This is a genomic window from Acidovorax sp. (genome assembly GCF_027492855.1).
In the GTDB taxonomy this organism is placed as follows: domain Bacteria; phylum Pseudomonadota; class Gammaproteobacteria; order Burkholderiales; family Burkholderiaceae_C; genus Acidovorax.
In genome coordinates this window covers 1-19405 of record NZ_JAPUDY010000008.1, presented here as the reverse complement: position 1 = coordinate 19405, position 19405 = coordinate 1, and the positions used below count along the sequence as shown (strand labels likewise).

Genomic DNA, 19405 nt, shown 5'->3' with positions numbered 1-19405 from the left:
CTCTTGCGTTGCGCCAACGTCTTTGCGCGACGCTCCATTTTGATTGTCCCCTGCTGTTGATGTGACACCCGTTGCAACGCGTGGCACTTTTCCAGGAATCGCTGAACCATGAACACGGTGGATGCCAAAAGGGTCCTCGAAACTGCGCTGATCTGCGCGCAACAGCCCGTGCCCGTGCGCGAGCTGCGGGTGCTTTTCAACGACGCGCTCGGGTCCGACACGCTCAAAGTTCTGCTGCAAGAGTTGCAGCTCGACTGGGCACAACGGGGGGTGGAGTTGGTGCAGGTGGCCACAGGCTGGCGCTTTCAGAGCCGCCCGGAAATGCGCGAATACCTGGACAGGCTGCACCCCGAGAAACCGCCGCGCTATACGCGGGCGACCATGGAGACCCTGGCCATCATTGCTTATCGCCAGCCGGTGACCCGTGGCGATATCGAAGACATTCGCGGTGTGACGGTCAACAGCCTGATCATCAAGCAACTGGAAGACCGGGGCTGGGTGGAAGTCATCGGCCACCGGGAAACGGTGGGGCGCCCCGCGCTGTTCGCAACCACGCGCCAGTTTTTGGACGATATGGGCTTGCAGTCGCTCGATCAGTTGCCGGTGCTGGATGACCCGACGGGCAACGCCAATGTGCTGGAGGCCATGGCAGCAGCGGCCCAGGGCGTGATCGAGCCCGAGCTGGAGCCTGAAGCGGAACCCGTGGCTGCCGGGCTGGTGGACGGGGCGGCAGATGAGGCTGTGGTTGAAATGGAAAGTGTGCCAGAGCCCGCGCTGGCATCTTCCGCGCCGCAGAGCGGCGGTCTGCCGCTGGTAGATGATTTTTTTCAGGACGCGGAGACGGATCTCCGTGACGATGACGCTGATACCCCGGACGGTATCCAGGAAAACAATTGATGAACGACTCGACCCACGAAAATCCGGACGCTGTGCCGGAGGCTGACCCTGCCGACCCTGCGCCGGTTGCCAAGAAACCGGCCGCCAAGCGTGCGCCGCGCAAGAAGGCTGCGCCAGTGGTTGCCGATGCAGCCACGGCCGAGCCTGAAACGGCTGCAGCGGTAGCAGCAGCACCAGAGCCATCGCCAGCAGTGGCCGCAGAGCCCGTGGCTCCTGCCGTTGCCGATGCAGATGCTTCCGAAGCCGAACGTGCAGCGCCCCGCAGCGAGGGGCGGCATTCTTCTGGTGAGCCCAGGGGGCGTTCGCCCCGCCCGCAGGACGCTGGCCGCGACAAGCGCAAGGCTGCTGCGCCGGTAGAGGGTTATCAGTTTGAGGATGTGGTGTCGGGCCGCTTCGATGAGGATGATGCCTCGGCGGACGCCGTGCCTGCCAAGCGGGTGCTGCTGCCCCAGGTCGAAACGCCCAAGCTCCACAAGGTGCTGGCTCAGGCGGGGCTGGGCTCGCGGCTGGAGATGGAGCAGCTCATCCTGGAGGGGCGCATCTCGGTGAACAACGAGCCCGCCCATATCGGTCAGCGCATCCAGTTCGGCGACCAGGTCAAGGTCAACGGCAAGCCAATTCGTTACCGCATCGACCCGCCGCCTGCGCGCGTGATCGCGTACCACAAGCCCGTGGGCGAGGTGGTGACACATGACGATCCGCAAAACCGGCCCACCGTTTTTCGCAAGCTGCCGCGGTTGATGCAGGGCAAGTGGCAGTCCGTGGGGCGGCTCGATCTGAACACCGAAGGGCTGCTGCTGTTCACCAGCTCGGGTGAGTTGGCCAACAAGCTCATGCACCCCCGCTTCGGCCTGGAGCGCGAGTATGCGGTCCGCGTGCTGGGCGCGCTCAGCAACGAAGAGAAACAGAAGTTGCTGGACGGCGTGCGCCTGGACGACGGCATGGCCTCTTTTGGCTCCATCGAAGATGGTGGCGGTGAGGGCTCCAACTGCTGGTACCGGGTCACTATTTCAGAAGGCCGCAACCGCGAGGTGCGCCGCATGCTGGAGTCGGTAGGGCATGCCGTGAGCCGACTGATCCGCATCCGCTACGGCGCCATGGTGCTGCCACGGGGGCTCAAGCGCGGTGCCTGGCTGGAGCTGGATGAAAGCGATATTCGGGCCCTGGTTCAGGCGGCAGGCGCTGGGCGCTCTGAGTCTGCGGAAGGGCGTGCGGACGCAGGCCCTGGGGCGGGACGCGGCGGCAATGGCAATGCGCGCAACCGGGGCCGCAACGGTCCCCGTGCAGGAGATGGCCCCCGGCGGGACATGTCCCAGGGCGGCGGCGGTGCGGGCCCTCGTGGCCAGAAGCCCCGGCGTGACGGTGGCGGTGGGCAAGGGCAGGGCGCACGTGGCAACAGTGCCCAAGGTGGTGACCGTCAGCGGGGCTCAGCCCAGCCCGATCCCATGAAAACCTCCGTGGGCTACATCGGCATGGACAGTCTGTCGCGGCATCGCCAGGACAAACGCCGCCCTGGTGGCGGCGGTGGCGGCCCCCGGCGCGGTGGCGGGCGCTGAGCCAGCGCCAGGCTTCCACGGTTAGAATCGAGGGCTTTGTCCGGTGGACAAACGAATCACAGCAACATTCATATTCAGGAAAATCAACATGGCTATCGAACGCACTCTCTCCATCATCAAGCCCGACGCAGTGGCCAAGAACGTCATCGGTCAAATCTATGCACGCTTTGAAGCCGCTGGCCTCAAGGTGGTGGCTGCACGCATGGCCCACCTGTCGCGCCTGGAAGCCGAACAGTTCTACGCCGTGCACAAGGCACGTCCTTTCTTCAAGGATCTGGTGGACTTCATGATCTCCGGCCCCGTGATGATCCAGGCCCTGGAAGGCGAAAACGCAATTTTGAAGAACCGCGAACTGATGGGCGCCACCGACCCCAAGAAGGCAGAAGCCGGCACCATCCGCGCCGATTTCGCTGACAGCATCGATGCCAACGCAGTGCACGGCTCCGACGCTGCCGAAACGGCTGCCGTGGAAGTGGCTTTCTTCTTCCCTGGCCTGAACATCTACTCGCGTTGATATGGTGATCCCCATGCCTGTTCCCGCAACTGTGGGATGTCTGCGCCATGGGGACGGTTGTGTCCGGCCCATCGAAAGGCTGGCGCAATGACCACCAACCTGCTGGAGTTCGACCTCGACGGTCTCGCTGCTTTTTGTGAGCAACTGGGGGAAAAGCGGTTTCGCGCCACCCAGTTGTTCCGCTGGATTCACCAGCGAGGCGCGAGCAATTTCGACGCCATGAGCGACCTGGCCAAGGCCTTGCGCGACAAGCTCAAGGGCTGTGCGAAGGTTGAGGCCTTGCCGGTCATTTCCGAACATGTTTCGTCGGATGGCACGGTGAAGTGGCTGTTTGACGTGGGTGATGGCAACGCGGTCGAGGCCGTATTCATCCCCGAGGACGATCGCGGAACGCTCTGCGTGTCATCCCAGGCTGGGTGCGCGGTGGGGTGCCGGTTTTGCTCCACGGGGCACCAGGGCTTCAGCCGCAATCTGACCACGGGCGAGATTCTTGCCCAGTTGTGGTTTGCCGAACACTCCTTGCGCAAGCGTTTTGCCACTGAAGACCGCGTGATCTCCAACGTGGTCATGATGGGCATGGGGGAGCCGCTGCAGAACTATTCAGCCTTGGTGCCCGCCTTGCGCGTGATGCTGGACGACCACGGCTATGGCCTGTCGCGTCGGCGCGTAACGGTGTCGACATCGGGTGTTGTTCCCATGATGGACCGGCTTTCCCAGGATTGCCCTGTGGCCTTGGCGGTGTCGTTGCATGCCCCGAACGACCCCTTGCGCGACAACCTGGTCCCGCTCAATCGCAAGTACCCGATCCACGAGTTGTTGGAGGCCTGTGGCCGCTACCTGGCGCATGCCCCCCGTGACTTCATCACGTTTGAATACTGCATGCTCGATGGCGTCAACGACCAGTTGGAGCACGCGCAGCAACTGATCGAACTGGTCAAGCGCACCGGGATTCGCTGCAAGTTCAATCTGATTCCGTTCAATCCATTCCCTGCGTCGGGGCTCTTGCGCTCGGCGCAAAATCAGGTCGTTGCCTTTGCCAGGGCGCTGAGCGATGCAGGGATTGTCACGACGGTGCGCAAGACACGGGGCGATGACATTGATGCGGCCTGTGGGCAATTGGCGGGCGATGTCAAGGACCGCACACGTGCCGCGGAGCGCATGGCAAAGCAGCGCACAATCGTGCTCAAACCGGTGACTTGATCAGACGACGATCGATAAACTTCAAGGAGGCTCTACATGGCGGGATTGGTTGGACGCTGGCGGCATTTTGGTCGCTGGACACTCACGGCATGTAGTGCGGTGGTTTGTATGGTGGTGCTTCAAGGATGTGCAACCAACAATTCTGCCGCCATCAGCGATGCGGATGCCGGTTTGGTGACACCCTCCGACGAGCCAGAAACAAGGCGCCGCGCGCGCATTCGCCTGGAGCTGGCGGCCAATTATTTCGAACTGGGTCAGACGACTGTTGCGCTGGATGAAGTCAAGCAGGCGCTCGCGGCAGACCCCAGCTACGCCGATGCCTTGAACCTGCGTGGCCTGATCTTCATGCGGTTGAATGATTTCCCGCAGGCGGAGGACAGTTTTCGCCGTGCGTTGGCGCTGCGGGGCAATGACCCCAATGTGCTGCACAACTATGGCTGGCTGCTGTGCCAGCAGCAGAAATATGCAGAAGCCGACACATATTTTGGCCGGGCGATTGCCAACCCGACCTATACGGCGCGTGGCAAGACGCTGATGGCGCGTGGACTGTGCCAGTCGGGTGCAGGCCAGTTTGCAGAAGCCGAGCAGTCTTTTCAGAAGGCGTATGAGCTGGATGCGGGCAATCCGGTGGTGGGCTACCACCTGGCCGCCTTGTTGTTGCGGCGCAATGAGCTGACCCGGTCGCAGTTTTATATTCGACGGCTCAACAACAGCGAGTTTGCCAACTCCGAATCGTTGTGGCTGGGTATTAAGGTGGAGCGTGCTTTGGGCGACTCCGTGGCAATGAGGCAACTGGCGAGTCAGTTGCGCAAGCGGTTCCCGGATTCGCGGGAGTTGGGTGCTTACGAACGCGGGGCTTTCAATGAGTGAGGCAGTGGAGAGTGGTGGTGGTTTGACGGCGGGTGGTTTGCTTCGCGAAGCCCGCCTGGCATCTGGAATGCACATAGCGGCGCTGGCGGTAGCGCTGAAGGTTCCTGTCAGCAAGCTGGAAGCCCTGGAGGCAGACAATTTTGCGGTGTTGCCCGACACCGTGTTCGTGCGGGCTTTGGCGTCCAGCGTGTGCCGGACTCTCAAGGTAGACCCCGCGCCCATCCTGGCGCTGTTGCCGCAAAGCCCTAGTCCCAGCCTGTCCGCCGACAGTGCCGGGATCAACGCGCCGGTCAAGGGCAGTGCGGGCAAGTCTTCTATGCCTTCGGCTTCGTTCTCTAGTGGCAGCGGCGGCTCTGCCTCCCGGCCCGTGGTTTTTGTGGTGCTGGCGTTGTTGGTGGGCGCATTGGCCTTGTATTTCTTTCCTGGGCAGCAGGAGGGCGCTTCATCACCGGATGCGCCATTGGCAGCGGCGCCTGACGCGGTTCCCCAGGGAACCGAAGCGCAGGCGGTTGCTGTTGCCCCGCCCCCCGCAGAGCGCCCTGCGGAGCTGGTTTCGACAGCCGTTCTGGCTGTTCCTGCTGCGGCTGCTTCTGCCACCAATGTGGCGCCGTTGGTGGTCCCTGCCGCTGCGGCGCTGGCCTCGGCTTCGGCACCTGCTGCGGTGGCAAGCGCTGCGGCGTCTGCAGACGCGCCCACTGGCGCGTTGGTGTTGCGCGCGCGCGGCGAATCCTGGGTGCAGGTGAAGGATGCGGCGGGCGCGGTGGTTTTGCAGCGCAATCTGACGGCCGGAGAGGCGGTGTCGGTATCGGCGCCGCCCCCGCTGGCGGTTGTTGTGGGGCGCGCTGATGCCACAGAGGTGACCGTGCGTGGCAAGCCGTTCGATTTGACGGCGGTGTCGCGCGAGAACGTTGCACGTTTCGAGGTGAAGTAAGTGCTGAAGCCTTTGCATGATTTTGGCCCGGTAGCGGTCGCAGCCCCTTTGCCCCGCCGGTCGCGCCAGGCAAAGGTTGTCTGGGGCTCCCGGATCGTCACGGTGGGTGGAGATGCCCCTGTGCGCGTGCAGTCCATGACCAATACCGACACCGTGGATGCCATTGGCACCGCGATCCAGGTCAAGGAGTTGGCCCAGGCTGGGTCTGAGTTTGTCCGTATCACCGTCAACACCCCCGAAGCGGCAGCAGCGGTGCCCTATATCCGCGAGCAGTTGGATCGGATGGGCGAGAGCGTGCCGCTGGTGGGCGATTTCCACTACAACGGACACCGTCTTCTCACCGATTTCCCCGACTGCGCGCAGGCACTCTCCAAGTACCGCATCAACCCCGGCAACGTGGGCAAAGGCGACAAGAAGGACAAGCAGTTCGGCCAGATGATCGAAGCGGCCGTGCGCTGGGACAAGGCCGTGCGCATTGGCGTGAACTGGGGCAGTCTCGACCAGGATTTGCTCGCCAGCCTGATGGACGCCAACAGCCGACGCGCCCAGCCTTGGGAGGCGCGGCAGGTGATGTATGAGGCGCTGATTACATCGGCCATCGAGTCCGCCCGGTTGGCTGAAACCATGGGCCTGAGCGGCGACCAGATCATTCTCTCGTGCAAAGTCAGCGGTGTGCAGGACCTGATCGCCGTTTACCGCGAGTTGGCGCGCCGCTGCGACTACGCGCTGCACCTGGGCCTGACCGAGGCGGGTATGGGCACCAAGGGAACGGTGGCGTCCAGCACGGCACTGGGTATCCTGCTGCAGGAAGGCATTGGCGACACCATTCGCGTATCGCTCACGCCGCAGCCCGGCGAGGCGCGCACCCAAGAGGTGGTGGTCGCGTCCGAGATTCTGCAATCGCTGGGCCTGCGCGTGTTCGTGCCCAGCGTCACGGCCTGCCCCGGCTGCGGGCGCACCACCAGCACCACGTTCCAGGAGCTGGCCAAACAGATCGACGACTACCTGCGTGCGCAAATGCCCGTGTGGCGCGTGCGCTATCCGGGCGTGGAGGGTATGAAGGTGGCGGTGATGGGTTGCATCGTCAATGGCCCTGGCGAGAGCAAACATGCTGACATCGGCATCAGCCTGCCCGGCACGGGCGAAGCCCCGGCGGCACCTGTGTTCATCGACGGTGAAAAGGCCTTGACGCTACGCGGTGAGCGCATTGCGCAAGAGTTTCACGCCATCGTCGAGCAGTATGTCGAGCGGCGCTACGGCAGTCATTGATTTGCTATAAAAATTATAGCTGTTGGCGCATGTTTTTAGAGCGCTAGAGCCTCATTTCATTCAAATATTCAGGAAATCCCCGCAGTGAGCAAAGTGCAGAAGCTGAGCGCCGTCAAAGGCATGAACGACATCCTGCCCGCCTCGGTGCCGCGCACCGAGAAGCTGCCGACCTCCGCACGCTGGCAGTGGTTCGAGGCGGCGGTGCGCAAGGTGCTGGCCCGCTACGGCTACCAGTACCTGCTGACGCCCATCGTCGAGCCCACGGCGTTGTTCGTGCGCGGGCTGGGTGAGGTGACGGACATCGTCGAGAAGGAGATGTATTCCTTTACCGACTCCATGAATGGCGACAAGCTCACCCTGCGCCCCGAGGCCACCGCTGGTATCGTGCGCGCCATGGTGGAGCACAACGCGCTCTACAACGGCCCGCTGCGCGTGTGGACGCAGGGCCCCATGTTCCGCCACGAGCGTCCGCAAAAGGGCCGCTACCGCCAGTTCAACCAACTGGACGTGGAGGCACTGGGTTTTGCCGGGCCGGATGTGGATGCGGAAATCATCCTGGTGGCCCGCGCACTGTGGCGCGAGCTGGGCCTGGTCGAAGGCCAGCATGTGCGGCTGGAGATCAACAGCCTGGGCCAGAGCGCCGAGCGCCGCGAGCACCGCGAGGCACTGATCCGCTACTTCGAGCAGCACCAGGACCAGCTCGACGAAGAAGCGCGCCGCCGCCTGCACAGCAACCCGCTGCGCATTCTGGACAGCAAGAACCCGGCGATGCAGGCATTGATCGAAGCCGCCCCTAAGCTCATGGATTTTCTGGGCGAGGCCTCGCGCGCCCACTTCGACGCCGTGCGCGCCGTACTGGAGGCCGTGGGCCTGGAGTACCGCGTCAACCCGCGCCTGGTGCGTGGCATGGACTATTACAACCTGACCGTGTTCGAATGGGTAACCGACCAGTTGGGCTCGCAAGGCACGGTGTGTGGCGGCGGGCGCTACGACGGCCTCATTGAGCAACTGGGCGGCAAGGCTGCCCCCGCCGTGGGCTTTGGCCTAGGGATAGAGCGGCTGTTGTTGCTGGCCGATGAGCTGAATCTGCCCATGCCCTCTACGGCGGCTGATGTCTATGCCATCGTGCCTCCCGGCACCGCGTTGGCCCCCGTGATCGTCACGCTGGAGGCATTGCGTGCTGCCGGGCTGAATGTGGTGCAACATGCGGGCGGCGCGGAAGGCGCGGGCAGCATGAAATCCCAGTTCAAGAAGGCCGACGCCAGTGGCGCGCGCCATGCACTCATCTTCGGTGAAGACGAGCTCGCGCGCGGCCAGGTCACCGTCAAGGCCTTGCGCGACGGCAGCGGCGCCCAGGCCGAGCACTCCCTGGCCGACGTGGCGCAATGGGCCGCCACCCTACAATCCAACGCTTAATTTGAAACGCTGATTTTTATGGCCAAACATCTCGATCTTGAAGAACAAGAGCAACTTGACCAGCTCAAGCATTTCTGGAACACCTGGGGCACGCTGATCAGCTCGGTGGTGCTGGTGGTCGCGGGCTCCGTTGCCGCATGGAACGGCTACCAGTACTGGCAGAACCGGCAGGCCACCCAGGCGGCCGCACTTTTTGATGCGGTGGACGTGGCCGCTAAATCGGGTGAGAAGGCGCGCCTTGAGCAGGCCTTTGGCGATCTGAAATCCAAGTATGCAGGCACCACACAAGCCGGGCAGGCGGGCTTGCTGGTCGCCAAGTCTATGCAGGATGCCGGTAATTCCGATGGCGCGAAAGACGCATTGACCTGGGTGGCAGAACAGTCGAAAGATGAAGGTCTGAAGGCGCTGGCGCAGTTGCGTCTGGCCAGCGTGCTGATGGAGCAGAAGAACTATGACGAGGCCCTCAAGCAGGTGTCCGGCAGCTTCCCTCCCGAGTTCGCGTCTGTCGTGGCGGATCGCAAGGGTGATGTTCTGCAGTTGCAAGACAAGCGCCAGGAAGCCATTGCCGAATACACCAAGGCCTACAAGGGTCTCGAAGAGGGTGTCGAATACCGTCGCCTGGTCGAAATCAAGCTCAATGCGCTGGGTGTTTCGCCACAAGGCGCAACAGTGATTGCGGCCACCAACTCCCCTGTGGAAGCCAAGTAAACATGACATTGACTCCAAATGCGGTGTCTGGCCGCCCATCCTTCATGCGCGCCACGGCTGTGGCCATGCTTGTTGTGGCACTGACCGGGTGCTCGTTGTGGAGTGGCGGCAGCAAAAAACCCGTGCCCGCCGACTTGGGGGCGAATGTCGCTGTGCTGGGTGTTCGGCAGGCGTGGACTGCCCGCGTGGGCAATGTGGCCGGTTTGCCGCTGGAGGCGCATGTTGCAGGCCATGTGGTGACGGTGGCCTCTGCCGATGGCGTGGTCGCCGCCATTGATGCCCGCACCGGTGGTGATATCTGGCGCACGGCGCTGGGCACGCCGTTGTCGGCCGCAGTCGGAAGCGATGGCAAGTCGGCGGCTGTGGTGTCGCGCGATAACGCGCTGATCATGGTGGACTCTGGCCGCGAACGGTGGCGCGAAACGCTCGCCGCCCAGGTCTTTACGCCGCCCCTGGTGGCTGGTGGGCGTGTGTTCGTGTTGGCCGCAGACCGTTCGGTATCCGCCTATGACGGAGCCACCGGGCGTAAGCTGTGGGCTCAGCAGCGCCCCGGTGAGGCGCTGGTTTTGCGGCAGGCAGGCGTGCTCTTGGCGGTGGGCGATACCCTGGTGGTGGGGCTGTCTGGCCGACTTGTGGGCCTGAACCCCGACAACGGAAGCGTGCGTTGGGAAGCACCCATCGCCAGCGCGCGTGGCACCAACGATGTAGAGCGCCTGGTGGAGCTGGTTGGACGCACCAGCAAGGTTGACGACAGCGTGTGCGCACGGTCATTCCAAGCCGCTGTGGGTTGTGTGAATGCGGGTCGGGGAACTGTCGCGTGGACGCAGCCCGCCAACGGTGCCGAGGGGGTCCACGGCGATGCCGAGGCGCTTTTCGGAGTCGAGAGCAATGGCACGGTGGCCGCCTGGCGCCGAAGCGATGGCTCGCGTTTGTGGGGGAGCGACAGGCTCAAGCACCGCCAACTGACGGCCCCGCTGTTGCTCGGACGTTCCGTGGTGATTGGTGACAACACAGGCTTGGTGCATTTGTTGTCCCGCACGGACGGCTCGCCACTCAATCGCATTGCCACGGATGGTTCCGGCATTGCGGCAGCACCCGTCATGGCGGCAGACACTTTGGTGGTTGTGACCCGCAACGGCAGTATTTACGGATTCCGTCCGGATTGATCGGTCTTATTCAATGAAGCCAGTTATCGCCCTCGTGGGGCGTCCGAATGTCGGTAAATCCACGCTTTTCAACCGTCTGACCAAGTCCCGCGATGCCATCGTGGCTGACTTTGCCGGGCTTACGCGTGACCGGCATTACGGCAATGGCAAGCAGGGCAAGCACGAGTACATCGTCATCGACACCGGTGGCTTTGAGCCTGATGCCTCCAGCGGCATTTACCGTGAAATGGCCAAGCAGACCCAGCAGGCGGTGGCCGAGGCCGATGTCGTCATCTTTGTGGTTGATGCCCGCGCAGGCGTGTCCGCCCAAGACCACGACATCGCCAACTATCTGCGTCGCCTGGGCAAGCCTTGCGTGCTGGTCGCCAACAAGGCCGAAGGCATGCTGCAAGGCGTGCAACTGGCCGAGTTTTACGAGTTGGGGCTGGGCGAGGTCTATCCGGTGTCCGCAGCGCACGGCCAGGGTATCCGCAGTCTGGTGGATATTGCCCTGGAGCCGCTGCACCTGCCCGAGCCCGAAGAGTCGGACGCCGATGCGGACAAAGGCGTCATCAAGCTGGCCGTGGCGGGCCGCCCCAATGTGGGCAAGTCCACGCTGATCAACACCTGGCTGGGTGAGGAGCGGCTGGTTGCGTTTGACATGCCAGGAACGACCCGTGATGCGATCACGGTGCCGTTTGAGCGCAATGGCCAGCGTTTTGAGTTGGTGGATACGGCGGGTTTGCGTCGCAAGGGCAAAGTCTTCGAGGCGATTGAGAAGTTCTCGGTGGTCAAGACGCTGCAGGCGATTGAGTCTGCCAGCGTGGTGCTGCTTTTGCTGGATGCGACCCAGGGCGTGACGGACCAGGATGCCCATATCGCTGGCTATATTCTGGAGAGCGGCCGCGCCGTGGTGTTGGCCGTGAACAAGTGGGACGCGGTGGACGACTACCAGCGCCAGTTGTTGGAGCGCTCTATCGAGACCCGGTTGGCTTTCTTGAAGTTTGCTTCAATGCATTTCATCTCGGCCAAGAAGCGCCAAGGCCTTGGCCCCCTCTGGACATCCATCGCCCAGGCGCACCGGGCGGCTACCTGCAAGATGTCCACGCCCGTGCTCACCCGTCTGCTGCTGGAGGCGGTGCAGTTCCAAAGCCCGAAGCGGGCGGGCATGTTCCGCCCCAAGATGCGCTATGCACACCAGGGCGGCATGAACCCCCCTGTGATTGTCATTCACGGGAATTCTTTGGAGCATGTGACCGACGCCTACAAGCGTTTTCTGGAAGGGCGCTTTCGCAAGGAGTTCGATTTGGTGGGAACGCCCCTTCGAATCGAGATGAAGACCTCCCACAACCCGTTTGCCGACAAGGAAGAGGGTTAAGACAAAGTCACGAGTCAAGAAGGGACATGCTGAAAACCGGCCGGGGCAGGCCCTGGGCTGTGGTAAGGTGCTGGTTTACAACAACATTTTGAACACGGAGAATATCGTGAGCAATAAAGGCCAGCTTTTGCAAGACCCCTTCCTGAACGCATTGCGTCGGGAGCATGTTCCAGTGTCCATTTATTTGGTCAATGGCATCAAGCTGCAGGGGCAGATTGAATCGTTTGACCAATATGTGGTTTTGCTGCGCAACACAGTGACCCAGATGGTTTACAAGCATGCGATCTCTACGATCGTTCCAGGCCGGGCAGTCAACTTTTCCACGGCAGATACGCCTGATGCAGACAGCGGCAACGCTTGAGTTGTTGCTGTCTGACCGGTCTTTAATTCTGAATCAGGTGGGACCAGAGGGCGGTTTGCTTTGAGTTCGGCTACGCCCCTTCAGGCAAACATCGCCCCCGTCTTGTTGGTGGGGGTGGACTTTGGACTCCCTCACTTTGACGGCGAACTGGAAGAACTGGGTTTGCTGGCGCAGACGGCCGGCATGCAACCGGTTGCTCGTATCACCTGTAAGCGCAAAGCACCCGATGCTGCGCTGTTTGTGGGTAGTGGCAAGGCCGACGAAATTCGCACCCTGGCCCAGATGCATGGTGCTGTGGAGGTGCTGTTCGACCAATCCCTCAGTCCCGCCCAGCAGCGCAATCTTGAGCGCCACATAGAGCTTCCCGTCAACGACCGCACGTTGTTGATCCTGGAGATCTTTGCCCAGCGCGCGCGCAGCCATGAGGGGAAGTTGCAGGTGGAGCTTGCCAAGCTTCAGTATGTGAGCACCCGGCTGGTTCGGCGTTGGTCGCACTTGGAGCGCCAGACAGGTGGTATTGGCGCTCGTGGTGGCCCAGGCGAAAAGCAGATCGAGTTGGATCGCCGCATGATTGGTGATGCCATCAAGCGTACCAAGGAGCGTTTGGTCAAGGTCAAGCGACAACGATCAACACAGCGACGGCAGCGAGAACGGCGGGATACCTTCAATATCTCGCTGGTGGGCTACACCAACGCAGGCAAATCGACGCTGTTTAACGCCTTGGTCAAGGCCCGCGCCTATGCGGCCGACCAGTTGTTTGCCACGCTCGACACCACAACCCGGCAGCTGTACCTTGCCGATGCGGGCCGATCTGTTTCGCTGTCTGACACGGTGGGCTTCATTCGTGATCTGCCACACGGTTTGGTGGATGCTTTCCAGGCGACGCTGCAGGAGGCGATTGATGCGGATCTGCTGCTCCATGTGGTGGATGCGTCCAACGCGGATTTCCCGGAGCAAATGGCGCAGGTCGAGCGTGTATTGCATGAGATTGGCGCGGCCGATATTCCCCAGATACTGGTGTTCAATAAGCTCGATGCGCTCGCCAGTGAGCGACGCCCGCCAGATTTGCAGGATCAGTACGAGGTTGCCGGACATTTGCTTCCCCGGTTGTTCGTGAGTGCCCGGTCGGGCGAGGGGCTGGAAAATCTGCGCCATGCGCTCTCGGAAAAAGTGCTTGCCACGCAGTTGGACATGACCCCAGGTGACGCCATTGAATTGCCGGATGTGATGCCTTGATTGGGCACAATGACGGATTGACTGATGCCATCAGAGAACCAGAGACTTCGCGCATGAATTTTCAGAATCGAACCCTACGCTGGGCTTCACTGCCAGACCGTATTCGGGGCATGTTCAACCTGAATGACCCCCGTTGGGGTCGCGGTGATGACAAGCCGGATGAGGGCGCTCGTCCTGACGATCGGCCCGCGGCTCCACCACCCGGTCCCCGGGGAGGTGATCAGCGTCCCAACAACGGGCAGCAGCCCCCGGATCTCGATGAACTCTGGCGCGACCTCAATCGCAAGCTGGGGGGGCTGTTTGGCGGCAAGAATGGTGGGGGCCGTGGCACCGGCAATGGCGGTTCAGGCGGTGGATTCCAGCCTGACATGAAGAGTGCTGGCGTGGGTGTCGGTCTGATTGCTGGCATCGTCTTCGTGATCTGGATGGGAACGGGTTTCTTCATCGTTCAGGAAGGCCAGCAGGCCGTCATTACCCAGTTCGGAAAGTACAAGAGCACTGTGGGGGCTGGCTTCAATTGGCGCCTGCCGTACCCTATCGAGCGTCACGAGTTGGTTTTCGTCACCCAGATCCGCTCCGCAGATGTGGGCCGCGACACTGTCATCAAGAGCACGGGCTTGCGAGAGTCCGCCATGCTCACCGAAGACGAAAACATCGTTGAAATCAAGTTCGCAGTGCAATATCGCCTGAGCGATGCGCGGGCTTGGCTGTTCGAAAGCAAGAACCCGTCAGATGCCGTCGTGCAAGCTGCAGAAACGGCAGTGCGTGAAGTGGTGGGCAAGATGCGCATGGACACGGCGCTGGCCGAAGAGCGCGACCAGATCGCTCCGCGTGTTCGCACGCTGATGCAGACGATCCTCGATCGCTACAAGGTGGGTGTAGAGGTGGTTGGCATCAATCTGCAGCAAGGGGGCGTTCGCCCGCCGGAGCAGGTGCAGGCCTCGTTTGACGATGTCCTGAAAGCGGGACAGGAGCGCGAGCGTGCCAAGAACGAAGCGCAGGCATACGCCAACGACGTCATTCCACGCGCAGTCGGTTCGGCCTCTCGTCTGAACGAAGAGGCTGCGGCCTACAAGGCGCGTATCGTGGCCCAGGCGCAAGGCGATGCGCAGCGGTTTTCTTCGGTTCTGGCCGAGTATCAGAAGGCGCCGCAAGTCACGCGGGACCGGATGTACCTGGACACGATGCAGCAAATCTACGGCAATGTCACTAAGGTCCTGGTGGAGTCGCGCCAAGGCTCGAACCTGCTGTATTTGCCGCTCGACAAGATCATGCAGAACGTTGCGAGTGGGGCAGGGTCTTTGGATGCACCTGCTGCCGGTGCCGCCCCTGCGGCTGCGCCCACAGTGCCTGCGGCCAATCTTTCCAATGATCCCCGGGCACGAGACTCCAATCGCACCCGTGAACGTGAATCTCGCTAGGAGCAGTCTGTGAACAGAGTCGGATTTATTGCATCCACTTTTCTGGTGGTGCTTGCGCTCATGAGCTCCATGCTTTTTGTTGTGGATCAACGGCAGTTTGGTGTGCTTTATGCCCTGGGGCAGATCAAAGAGGTGATTACCGAACCAGGTCTCAACTTCAAGTTGCCTCCGCCGTTCCAGAACGTGACGTACATCGACAAGCGTCTTCTGACATTGGACAGCACGGACACTGAGCCGATGCTGACCGCCGAGAAACAACGTGTTGTGATCGACTGGTATGTCCGTTGGCGCATCTCCGAGCCCACGGAGTACATCCGGAATGTGGGCCTGGATGAGAGTGCTGGTGCCATGCAGCTCAACCGTGTGGTTCGAAATGCCTTTCAGGAAGAGATCAACAAGCGCACCGTCAAGGAGCTTCTTTCGGTCAAGCGTGAGGCGTTGATGGCTGATGTCAAGCGCGAAGTACTCGATACCGTGCGCGGCGCCAAACCTTGGGGCGTGGATGTCGTCGATGTCCGCATCACCCGCGTCGACTATGTGGATGCGATCACGGAATCCGTGTACCGGCGCATGGAGGCAGAGCGTAAGCGTGTAGCGAACGAGCTGCGTTCCACGGGTGCCGCCGAAGGTGAAAAGATACGCGCTGACGCGGACCGCCAGCGTGAAATCACCATTGCCAACGCATACCGTGACGCGCAGAAGGTCAAGGGCGAGGGAGATGCCGAGGCTGCCCGTATTTACGCAGAAGCCTTTGGGCGGGATCCGCAATTTGCGCAGTTCTATCGCAGTCTTGATGCCTACAAGTTGAGCTTCAACAAGAAGAGTGACGTCATGGTGCTCGACCCTTCTTCATCGGATTTCTTCAAGGTCTTCCGTGGCGGCACGCCAACTGCTGCGCAGGCAGCTCCCCGCAAGTAAGCCCAGGTTGACTCGTTTCTCCTTGGGTTTGTGAATGACGTGGGACAGTCTTTGGGGCGCGTTGGCCTTGGTTCTATTGATTGAAGGGCTGCTGCCTTTTCTTTCTCCGCAAGGCTGGCGACGCACCGTATTGCAGATTGCTCAGTTGCAGGATGGCCAGATACGCTTTTTCGCGTTGTTGGCCATTCTGGCGGGTACAGCAATGCTGCTTTGGCTTTGACGGCCGCCATGGCGTCGCCAGGAGATTCCTTGGGGACTCTTCGCCGGTGCCGGTAGAATCACGGTTTTAACAGCCTCCCCTTTTCTCCATGTCTGCTTGGGTCCTTCCGGATCACATTGCCGATGTCTTGCCGTCCGAAGCGCGGCACATCGAAGAATTGCGTCGCGGGCTGCTTGATACAGCGCGCTGTTACGGCTATGAGCTGGTCATGCCGCCGCTGATGGAGCACCTTGAGTCGCTTCTGACCGGCACCGGCGAAGCGCTCGACCTCCAGACCTTCAAGCTGGTGGATCAGCTCTCAGGCCGTTCTTTGGGGCTGAGGGCTGACACTACGCCCCAGGTTGCCCGCATCGACGCGCATCTGCTCAATCGCAAGGGGGTCACACGCCTGTGCTACTGCGGGCCAGTGCTGCACACCCGCCCCGACCGCCCCCATGCCACCCGCGAACCACTCCAGTTTGGTGCTGAGATCTATGGCCATGCTGGGGTTGAGGCGGACTTGGAGGCCTTGCAGCTTGCCAGGGAGTGCCTGCGTGTTGCCGATGTCCGTGACACTACTATTGATCTGGCCGACGTGCGCATTGTCAGGAGCCTTCTGGCAGGCGTGGCGGTCAGTCCGCAACTGCTGAGTGCCATTCATGCAGCTTTGGCCGCCAAGGATGCCCAGGAACTGGCGGGGCTGACCCGTGACTTTCCAGCGGCTTCCAGGGAAGGTCTTCTCGCGCTGCTGCAGCTCTATGGAGACGCATCGATTTTGGTCGAGGCTGAAAAGACTCTCAGGCGCACGCCTGGTGTGCCAGAAGTGCTATCGAATTTGAAGTGGCTGGCCTCCCGCCTGGAGGGGGCCGCAGTGACCTTCGATCTGGCCGATTTGCGCGGGTATGCCTATTACAGCGGTGCCCGTTTCGCGATCTATGCCAATGGGGCCAGCGACGCCTTGGTCCGTGGTGGCCGATATGACGAAGTTGGTGCCGTTTTTGGACGCAATCGTCCCGCCGCTGGGTTCAGTCTGGATATCAAGCAAGTCGTGAGCGTGGTGTCGCCGCGCGCATTGAAGGCCGCCATTCGCGCCCCCTGGGGTGAAGCTGCGGACGTCAATGCTGCCATTGCCCAATTGCGTGCTGCAGGCGAGACGGTGGTATGTGTTTTGCCGGGGCACGAAAGCGAAGTGGATGAGTTCCACTGCGACCGTGAACTGGTTCAGGTTGCGGGCCAATGGGTCGTGCAGGCTGTTTGAGCAATTGTCATTTGAATTGGGTTTGAGATGAAAGCAACCAAAGGTCGCAACGTAGTGGTGGTCGGTACCCAGTGGGGCGACGAAGGCAAAGGCAAGTTGGTCGATTGGCTGACGGAAAGCGCGCAAGGAGTCGTCCGATTCCAGGGAGGGCATAACGCAGGCCATACGCTGGTGATCAACGGAGTGAAAACTGCGCTGCACCTGATCCCCAGCGGCATCATGCGCCCAGGGGTCAAGTGCTACATCGGTAACGGCGTGGTTCTGTCGGCCGCCAAACTGTTCGAGGAAATCGAAGGTCTTGAAAAGGCCGGTGTCGAAGTGCGTTCACGCCTGCGCATCAGTGAGGCCTGTCCTCTGATCCTGCCGTTCCATGCGGCCATCGATGTGGCCCGCGAGGCCGCACGTGAGCAGGGGGGCGCCGAGAAGATTGGCACCACGGGTCGTGGCATTGGCCCGGCTTATGAGGACAAGATTGCCCGCCGCGCTTTGCGCGTACAGGATCTGAAGTACCCTGAACGTTTTGCCGCCAAGTTGCGTGAGTTGCTGGATCTGCACAACCACATGCTCACCACCTATCTGGGCTCGGCGAAGTTCGTGTTTGGTGATGCACTGAAGCCCTACATCCAAGATGGCAAGGTTCAGTTCGACGTGGTGTATGCCGAAGCCATGCGCCATGCGGAATTGCTCAAGCCCATGATGGCGGACGTATCGTGCGAGCTGAATGAGGCCCATCGCGCTGGCGCCAATCTTCTGTTCGAAGGCGCCCAAGGCACGTTGCTGGATGTCGATCACGGCACCTATCCCTATGTCACGTCGAGCAACTGCGTCGCCGGTAATGCGGCAGCGGGCTCCGGCGTTGGGCCAGGAATGCTTCACTACATCCTGGGCATCACCAAGGCCTATTGCACCCGTGTGGGCGGCGGCCCCTTCCCGACGGAGCTAGATTGGGAGGTGCCCGGCACCCCCGGTTACCACATGAGCACAGTGGGTGCTGAAAAGGGTGTGACCACGGGCCGCAGCCGACGCTGTGGCTGGTTCGATGCTGCATTGCTCAAGCGCAGCGCGCAGGTCAATGGTCTCTCGGGCCTTTGTATCACGAAGCTGGATGTACTGGATGGATTGACCGAGTTGATGCTGTGCACGGGCTACGAACTGGATGGCGAGCGTATCGAATTGCTGCCGATGGGCGCGGAAGACATCGCTCGCTGCACGCCCATCTATGAAACGCTGCCAGGGTGGAGTGAATCCACCGTGGGCGTGACCGATTACGCGAAATTGCCAGAAAGCGCACGCCGTTATCTGGAGCGCATTGAGCAGGTAACGGGGGTGCCGATCGACATGATCTCCACCAGCCCTGATCGCGATCACACCATCATGATGCGCCATCCCTATGTTGCGGATTGAGCATCGCCTTCATCGCATCGTTGCTGCAGCGCCAAAAGCCTTTTATTCAGGAGCCATTCCATGTTGACCGAAGACGGAAAACATCTTTATGTCAGTTACGACGAGTACCACAGCCTCATAGAGAAACTGGCACTCAAAGTACACCAATCGGGGTGGGCGTTCGATACGATTCTTTGCCTTGCCCGGGGTGGATTGCGTCCGGGCGACATCCTGAGCCGTATTTTCGACAAGCCTCTGGCCATCATGTCCACAAGCTCCTACCGTGCCGAGGCTGGCACTGTGCAGGGCCATCTCGACATCGCGCGCTTCATCACCACGCCAAAGGGCGAGATCGCTGGCAAGGTGCTGCTGGTTGATGATCTTGCCGACTCAGGCCACACGCTGCATGCGGTGATCGACATGCTGAAGACCAACTATGCACCCATCACGGAGTTGCGCAGTGCGGTGATCTGGACCAAGGGCCTGTCAACCTTCACTCCTGACTACTCAGTGGAGTTTTTGCCCACAAACCCATGGATTCATCAGCCGTTCGAAGGCTACGACAGCCTTGGCCCAGAGAAGTTGCTGGAGAAGTGGCGGGTTTGAAGAGAGAAAGATGGAGATTTTTCTAAATCTCCATCTTTCGCTTTGAAAGCCATGCTATAGTCGAGGGCTTCGCTTCTGAGAGTCGCTGGCCCGGTTTGCTGGGTTGCGCAGCTGATGGTTGCGAAGTGGTTTGAGAAAG

The 19405-nt window shown here is 61.3% G+C and carries 19 protein-coding genes; all 19 read left to right on the top strand.

Going from position 1 to position 19405, the window contains the following annotated elements:
• Positions 1-108 precede the first annotated feature (108 nt).
• The 19 genes from scpB to Q0105_RS00910 all read left to right on the top strand — a co-directional run bounded on the left by scpB (position 109) and on the right by Q0105_RS00910 (position 19266).
• Positions 109-897: an SMC-Scp complex subunit ScpB gene (scpB, locus tag Q0105_RS01000; protein WP_298207820.1), complete on the top strand. Its 789-nt coding sequence runs from the start codon at positions 109-111 to the stop codon at positions 895-897.
• Positions 897-2453: a pseudouridine synthase gene (locus Q0105_RS00995; RefSeq protein WP_298207818.1), complete on the top strand. Its 1557-nt coding sequence runs from the start codon at positions 897-899 to the stop codon at positions 2451-2453. The genes scpB and Q0105_RS00995 overlap by 1 nt, the downstream gene beginning before the upstream one ends.
• Positions 2454-2541: 88 nt before the next feature.
• On the top strand, positions 2542-2967 hold the full coding sequence (ndk, locus tag Q0105_RS00990; RefSeq protein ID WP_298207816.1) for a nucleoside-diphosphate kinase: 426 nt from the start codon (positions 2542-2544) through the stop codon (positions 2965-2967).
• Positions 2968-3054: 87 nt separating this feature from the next.
• A complete protein-coding gene (rlmN, locus tag Q0105_RS00985; protein WP_298207814.1) occupies positions 3055-4167 on the top strand; it encodes a 23S rRNA (adenine(2503)-C(2))-methyltransferase RlmN in 1113 nt (370 codons plus the stop codon).
• A 36-nt stretch (positions 4168-4203) separates the two neighbouring features.
• Positions 4204-5037, top strand: a complete 834-nt coding sequence (gene pilW / locus Q0105_RS00980; protein ID WP_298207812.1) for a type IV pilus biogenesis/stability protein PilW — start codon at positions 4204-4206, stop codon at positions 5035-5037.
• Entirely contained in the window at positions 5030-5968 is a 939-nt protein-coding gene (locus Q0105_RS00975; protein ID WP_298207810.1) for a RodZ domain-containing protein, read from the top strand. The genes pilW and Q0105_RS00975 overlap by 8 nt, the downstream gene beginning before the upstream one ends.
• Positions 5969-5971: 3 nt before the next feature.
• Positions 5972-7237 (top strand): flavodoxin-dependent (E)-4-hydroxy-3-methylbut-2-enyl-diphosphate synthase, encoded by a 1266-nt coding sequence (gene ispG / locus Q0105_RS00970; RefSeq protein ID WP_298208383.1) that lies wholly within the window; start codon positions 5972-5974, stop codon positions 7235-7237.
• A gap of 120 nt (positions 7238-7357) precedes the next feature.
• Positions 7358-8653 carry a histidine--tRNA ligase gene (gene hisS, locus Q0105_RS00965; RefSeq protein ID WP_298208381.1) on the top strand — a complete coding sequence of 432 codons (1296 nt, stop codon included), beginning with the start codon at positions 7358-7360 and terminating at the stop codon, positions 8651-8653.
• Between the two features lie 18 nt (positions 8654-8671).
• Positions 8672-9361: a tetratricopeptide repeat protein gene (locus tag Q0105_RS00960; RefSeq protein ID WP_298207808.1), complete on the top strand. Its 690-nt coding sequence runs from the start codon at positions 8672-8674 to the stop codon at positions 9359-9361.
• Between the two features lie 44 nt (positions 9362-9405).
• Positions 9406-10527 (top strand): outer membrane protein assembly factor BamB, encoded by a 1122-nt coding sequence (gene bamB, locus Q0105_RS00955; protein WP_298208379.1) that lies wholly within the window; start codon positions 9406-9408, stop codon positions 10525-10527.
• A 13-nt stretch (positions 10528-10540) separates the two neighbouring features.
• Positions 10541-11884, top strand: a complete 1344-nt coding sequence (gene der, locus Q0105_RS00950) for a ribosome biogenesis GTPase Der (protein ID WP_298207806.1) — start codon at positions 10541-10543, stop codon at positions 11882-11884.
• Positions 11885-11990: 106 nt separating this feature from the next.
• The gene (gene hfq / locus Q0105_RS00945; RefSeq protein ID WP_298207804.1) at positions 11991-12245 is read left to right on the top strand and encodes an RNA chaperone Hfq; all 255 of its coding nucleotides are present in this window, start codon (positions 11991-11993) and stop codon (positions 12243-12245) included.
• Between the two features lie 60 nt (positions 12246-12305).
• A complete protein-coding gene (gene hflX, locus Q0105_RS00940) occupies positions 12306-13481 on the top strand; it encodes a GTPase HflX (RefSeq protein WP_298207803.1) in 1176 nt (391 codons plus the stop codon).
• A 53-nt stretch (positions 13482-13534) separates the two neighbouring features.
• Positions 13535-14902 (top strand): FtsH protease activity modulator HflK, encoded by a 1368-nt coding sequence (gene hflK, locus Q0105_RS00935; protein WP_298207802.1) that lies wholly within the window; start codon positions 13535-13537, stop codon positions 14900-14902.
• A 9-nt stretch (positions 14903-14911) separates the two neighbouring features.
• A complete protein-coding gene (hflC, locus tag Q0105_RS00930) occupies positions 14912-15820 on the top strand; it encodes a protease modulator HflC (RefSeq protein WP_298207801.1) in 909 nt (302 codons plus the stop codon).
• A 34-nt stretch (positions 15821-15854) separates the two neighbouring features.
• Positions 15855-16040 (top strand): DUF2065 domain-containing protein, encoded by a 186-nt coding sequence (locus tag Q0105_RS00925; protein WP_298207800.1) that lies wholly within the window; start codon positions 15855-15857, stop codon positions 16038-16040.
• Positions 16041-16128: 88 nt separating this feature from the next.
• Positions 16129-17277: an ATP phosphoribosyltransferase regulatory subunit gene (locus Q0105_RS00920; RefSeq protein ID WP_298207799.1), complete on the top strand. Its 1149-nt coding sequence runs from the start codon at positions 16129-16131 to the stop codon at positions 17275-17277.
• 27 nt (positions 17278-17304) lie between these two features.
• The gene (locus tag Q0105_RS00915; protein WP_298207798.1) at positions 17305-18681 is read left to right on the top strand and encodes an adenylosuccinate synthase; all 1377 of its coding nucleotides are present in this window, start codon (positions 17305-17307) and stop codon (positions 18679-18681) included.
• Positions 18682-18741: 60 nt separating this feature from the next.
• Entirely contained in the window at positions 18742-19266 is a 525-nt protein-coding gene (locus tag Q0105_RS00910) for a phosphoribosyltransferase (RefSeq protein ID WP_063463243.1), read from the top strand.
• The last annotated feature ends 139 nt before the right edge of the window (positions 19267-19405 follow it).

Excerpts from the sequence above, each read along its gene's own strand:
- Q0105_RS00975 (WP_298207810.1), top strand. The coding sequence starts at position 5,030 with ATGAGTGAGGCAGTGGAGAGTGGTGGTGGTTTGACGGCGGGTGGTTTG.
- Q0105_RS00920 (WP_298207799.1), top strand. The coding sequence starts at position 16,129 with ATGTCTGCTTGGGTCCTTCCGGATCACATTGCCGATGTCTTGCCGTCC.
- Q0105_RS00995 (WP_298207818.1), top strand. The coding sequence starts at position 897 with ATGAACGACTCGACCCACGAAAATCCGGACGCTGTGCCGGAGGCTGAC.
- bamB (WP_298208379.1), top strand. The coding sequence starts at position 9,406 with ATGCGCGCCACGGCTGTGGCCATGCTTGTTGTGGCACTGACCGGGTGC.
- Q0105_RS00910 (WP_063463243.1), top strand. The coding sequence starts at position 18,742 with ATGTTGACCGAAGACGGAAAACATCTTTATGTCAGTTACGACGAGTAC.
- pilW (WP_298207812.1), top strand. The coding sequence starts at position 4,204 with ATGGCGGGATTGGTTGGACGCTGGCGGCATTTTGGTCGCTGGACACTC.
- der (WP_298207806.1), top strand. The coding sequence starts at position 10,541 with ATGAAGCCAGTTATCGCCCTCGTGGGGCGTCCGAATGTCGGTAAATCC.
- rlmN (WP_298207814.1), top strand. The coding sequence starts at position 3,055 with ATGACCACCAACCTGCTGGAGTTCGACCTCGACGGTCTCGCTGCTTTT.
- Q0105_RS00925 (WP_298207800.1), top strand. The coding sequence starts at position 15,855 with ATGACGTGGGACAGTCTTTGGGGCGCGTTGGCCTTGGTTCTATTGATT.
- ndk (WP_298207816.1), top strand. The coding sequence starts at position 2,542 with ATGGCTATCGAACGCACTCTCTCCATCATCAAGCCCGACGCAGTGGCC.
- Q0105_RS00915 (WP_298207798.1), top strand. The coding sequence starts at position 17,305 with ATGAAAGCAACCAAAGGTCGCAACGTAGTGGTGGTCGGTACCCAGTGG.
- scpB (WP_298207820.1), top strand. The coding sequence starts at position 109 with ATGAACACGGTGGATGCCAAAAGGGTCCTCGAAACTGCGCTGATCTGC.
- Q0105_RS00960 (WP_298207808.1), top strand. The coding sequence starts at position 8,672 with ATGGCCAAACATCTCGATCTTGAAGAACAAGAGCAACTTGACCAGCTC.
- hisS (WP_298208381.1), top strand. The coding sequence starts at position 7,358 with ATGAACGACATCCTGCCCGCCTCGGTGCCGCGCACCGAGAAGCTGCCG.
- hflK (WP_298207802.1), top strand. The coding sequence starts at position 13,535 with ATGAATTTTCAGAATCGAACCCTACGCTGGGCTTCACTGCCAGACCGT.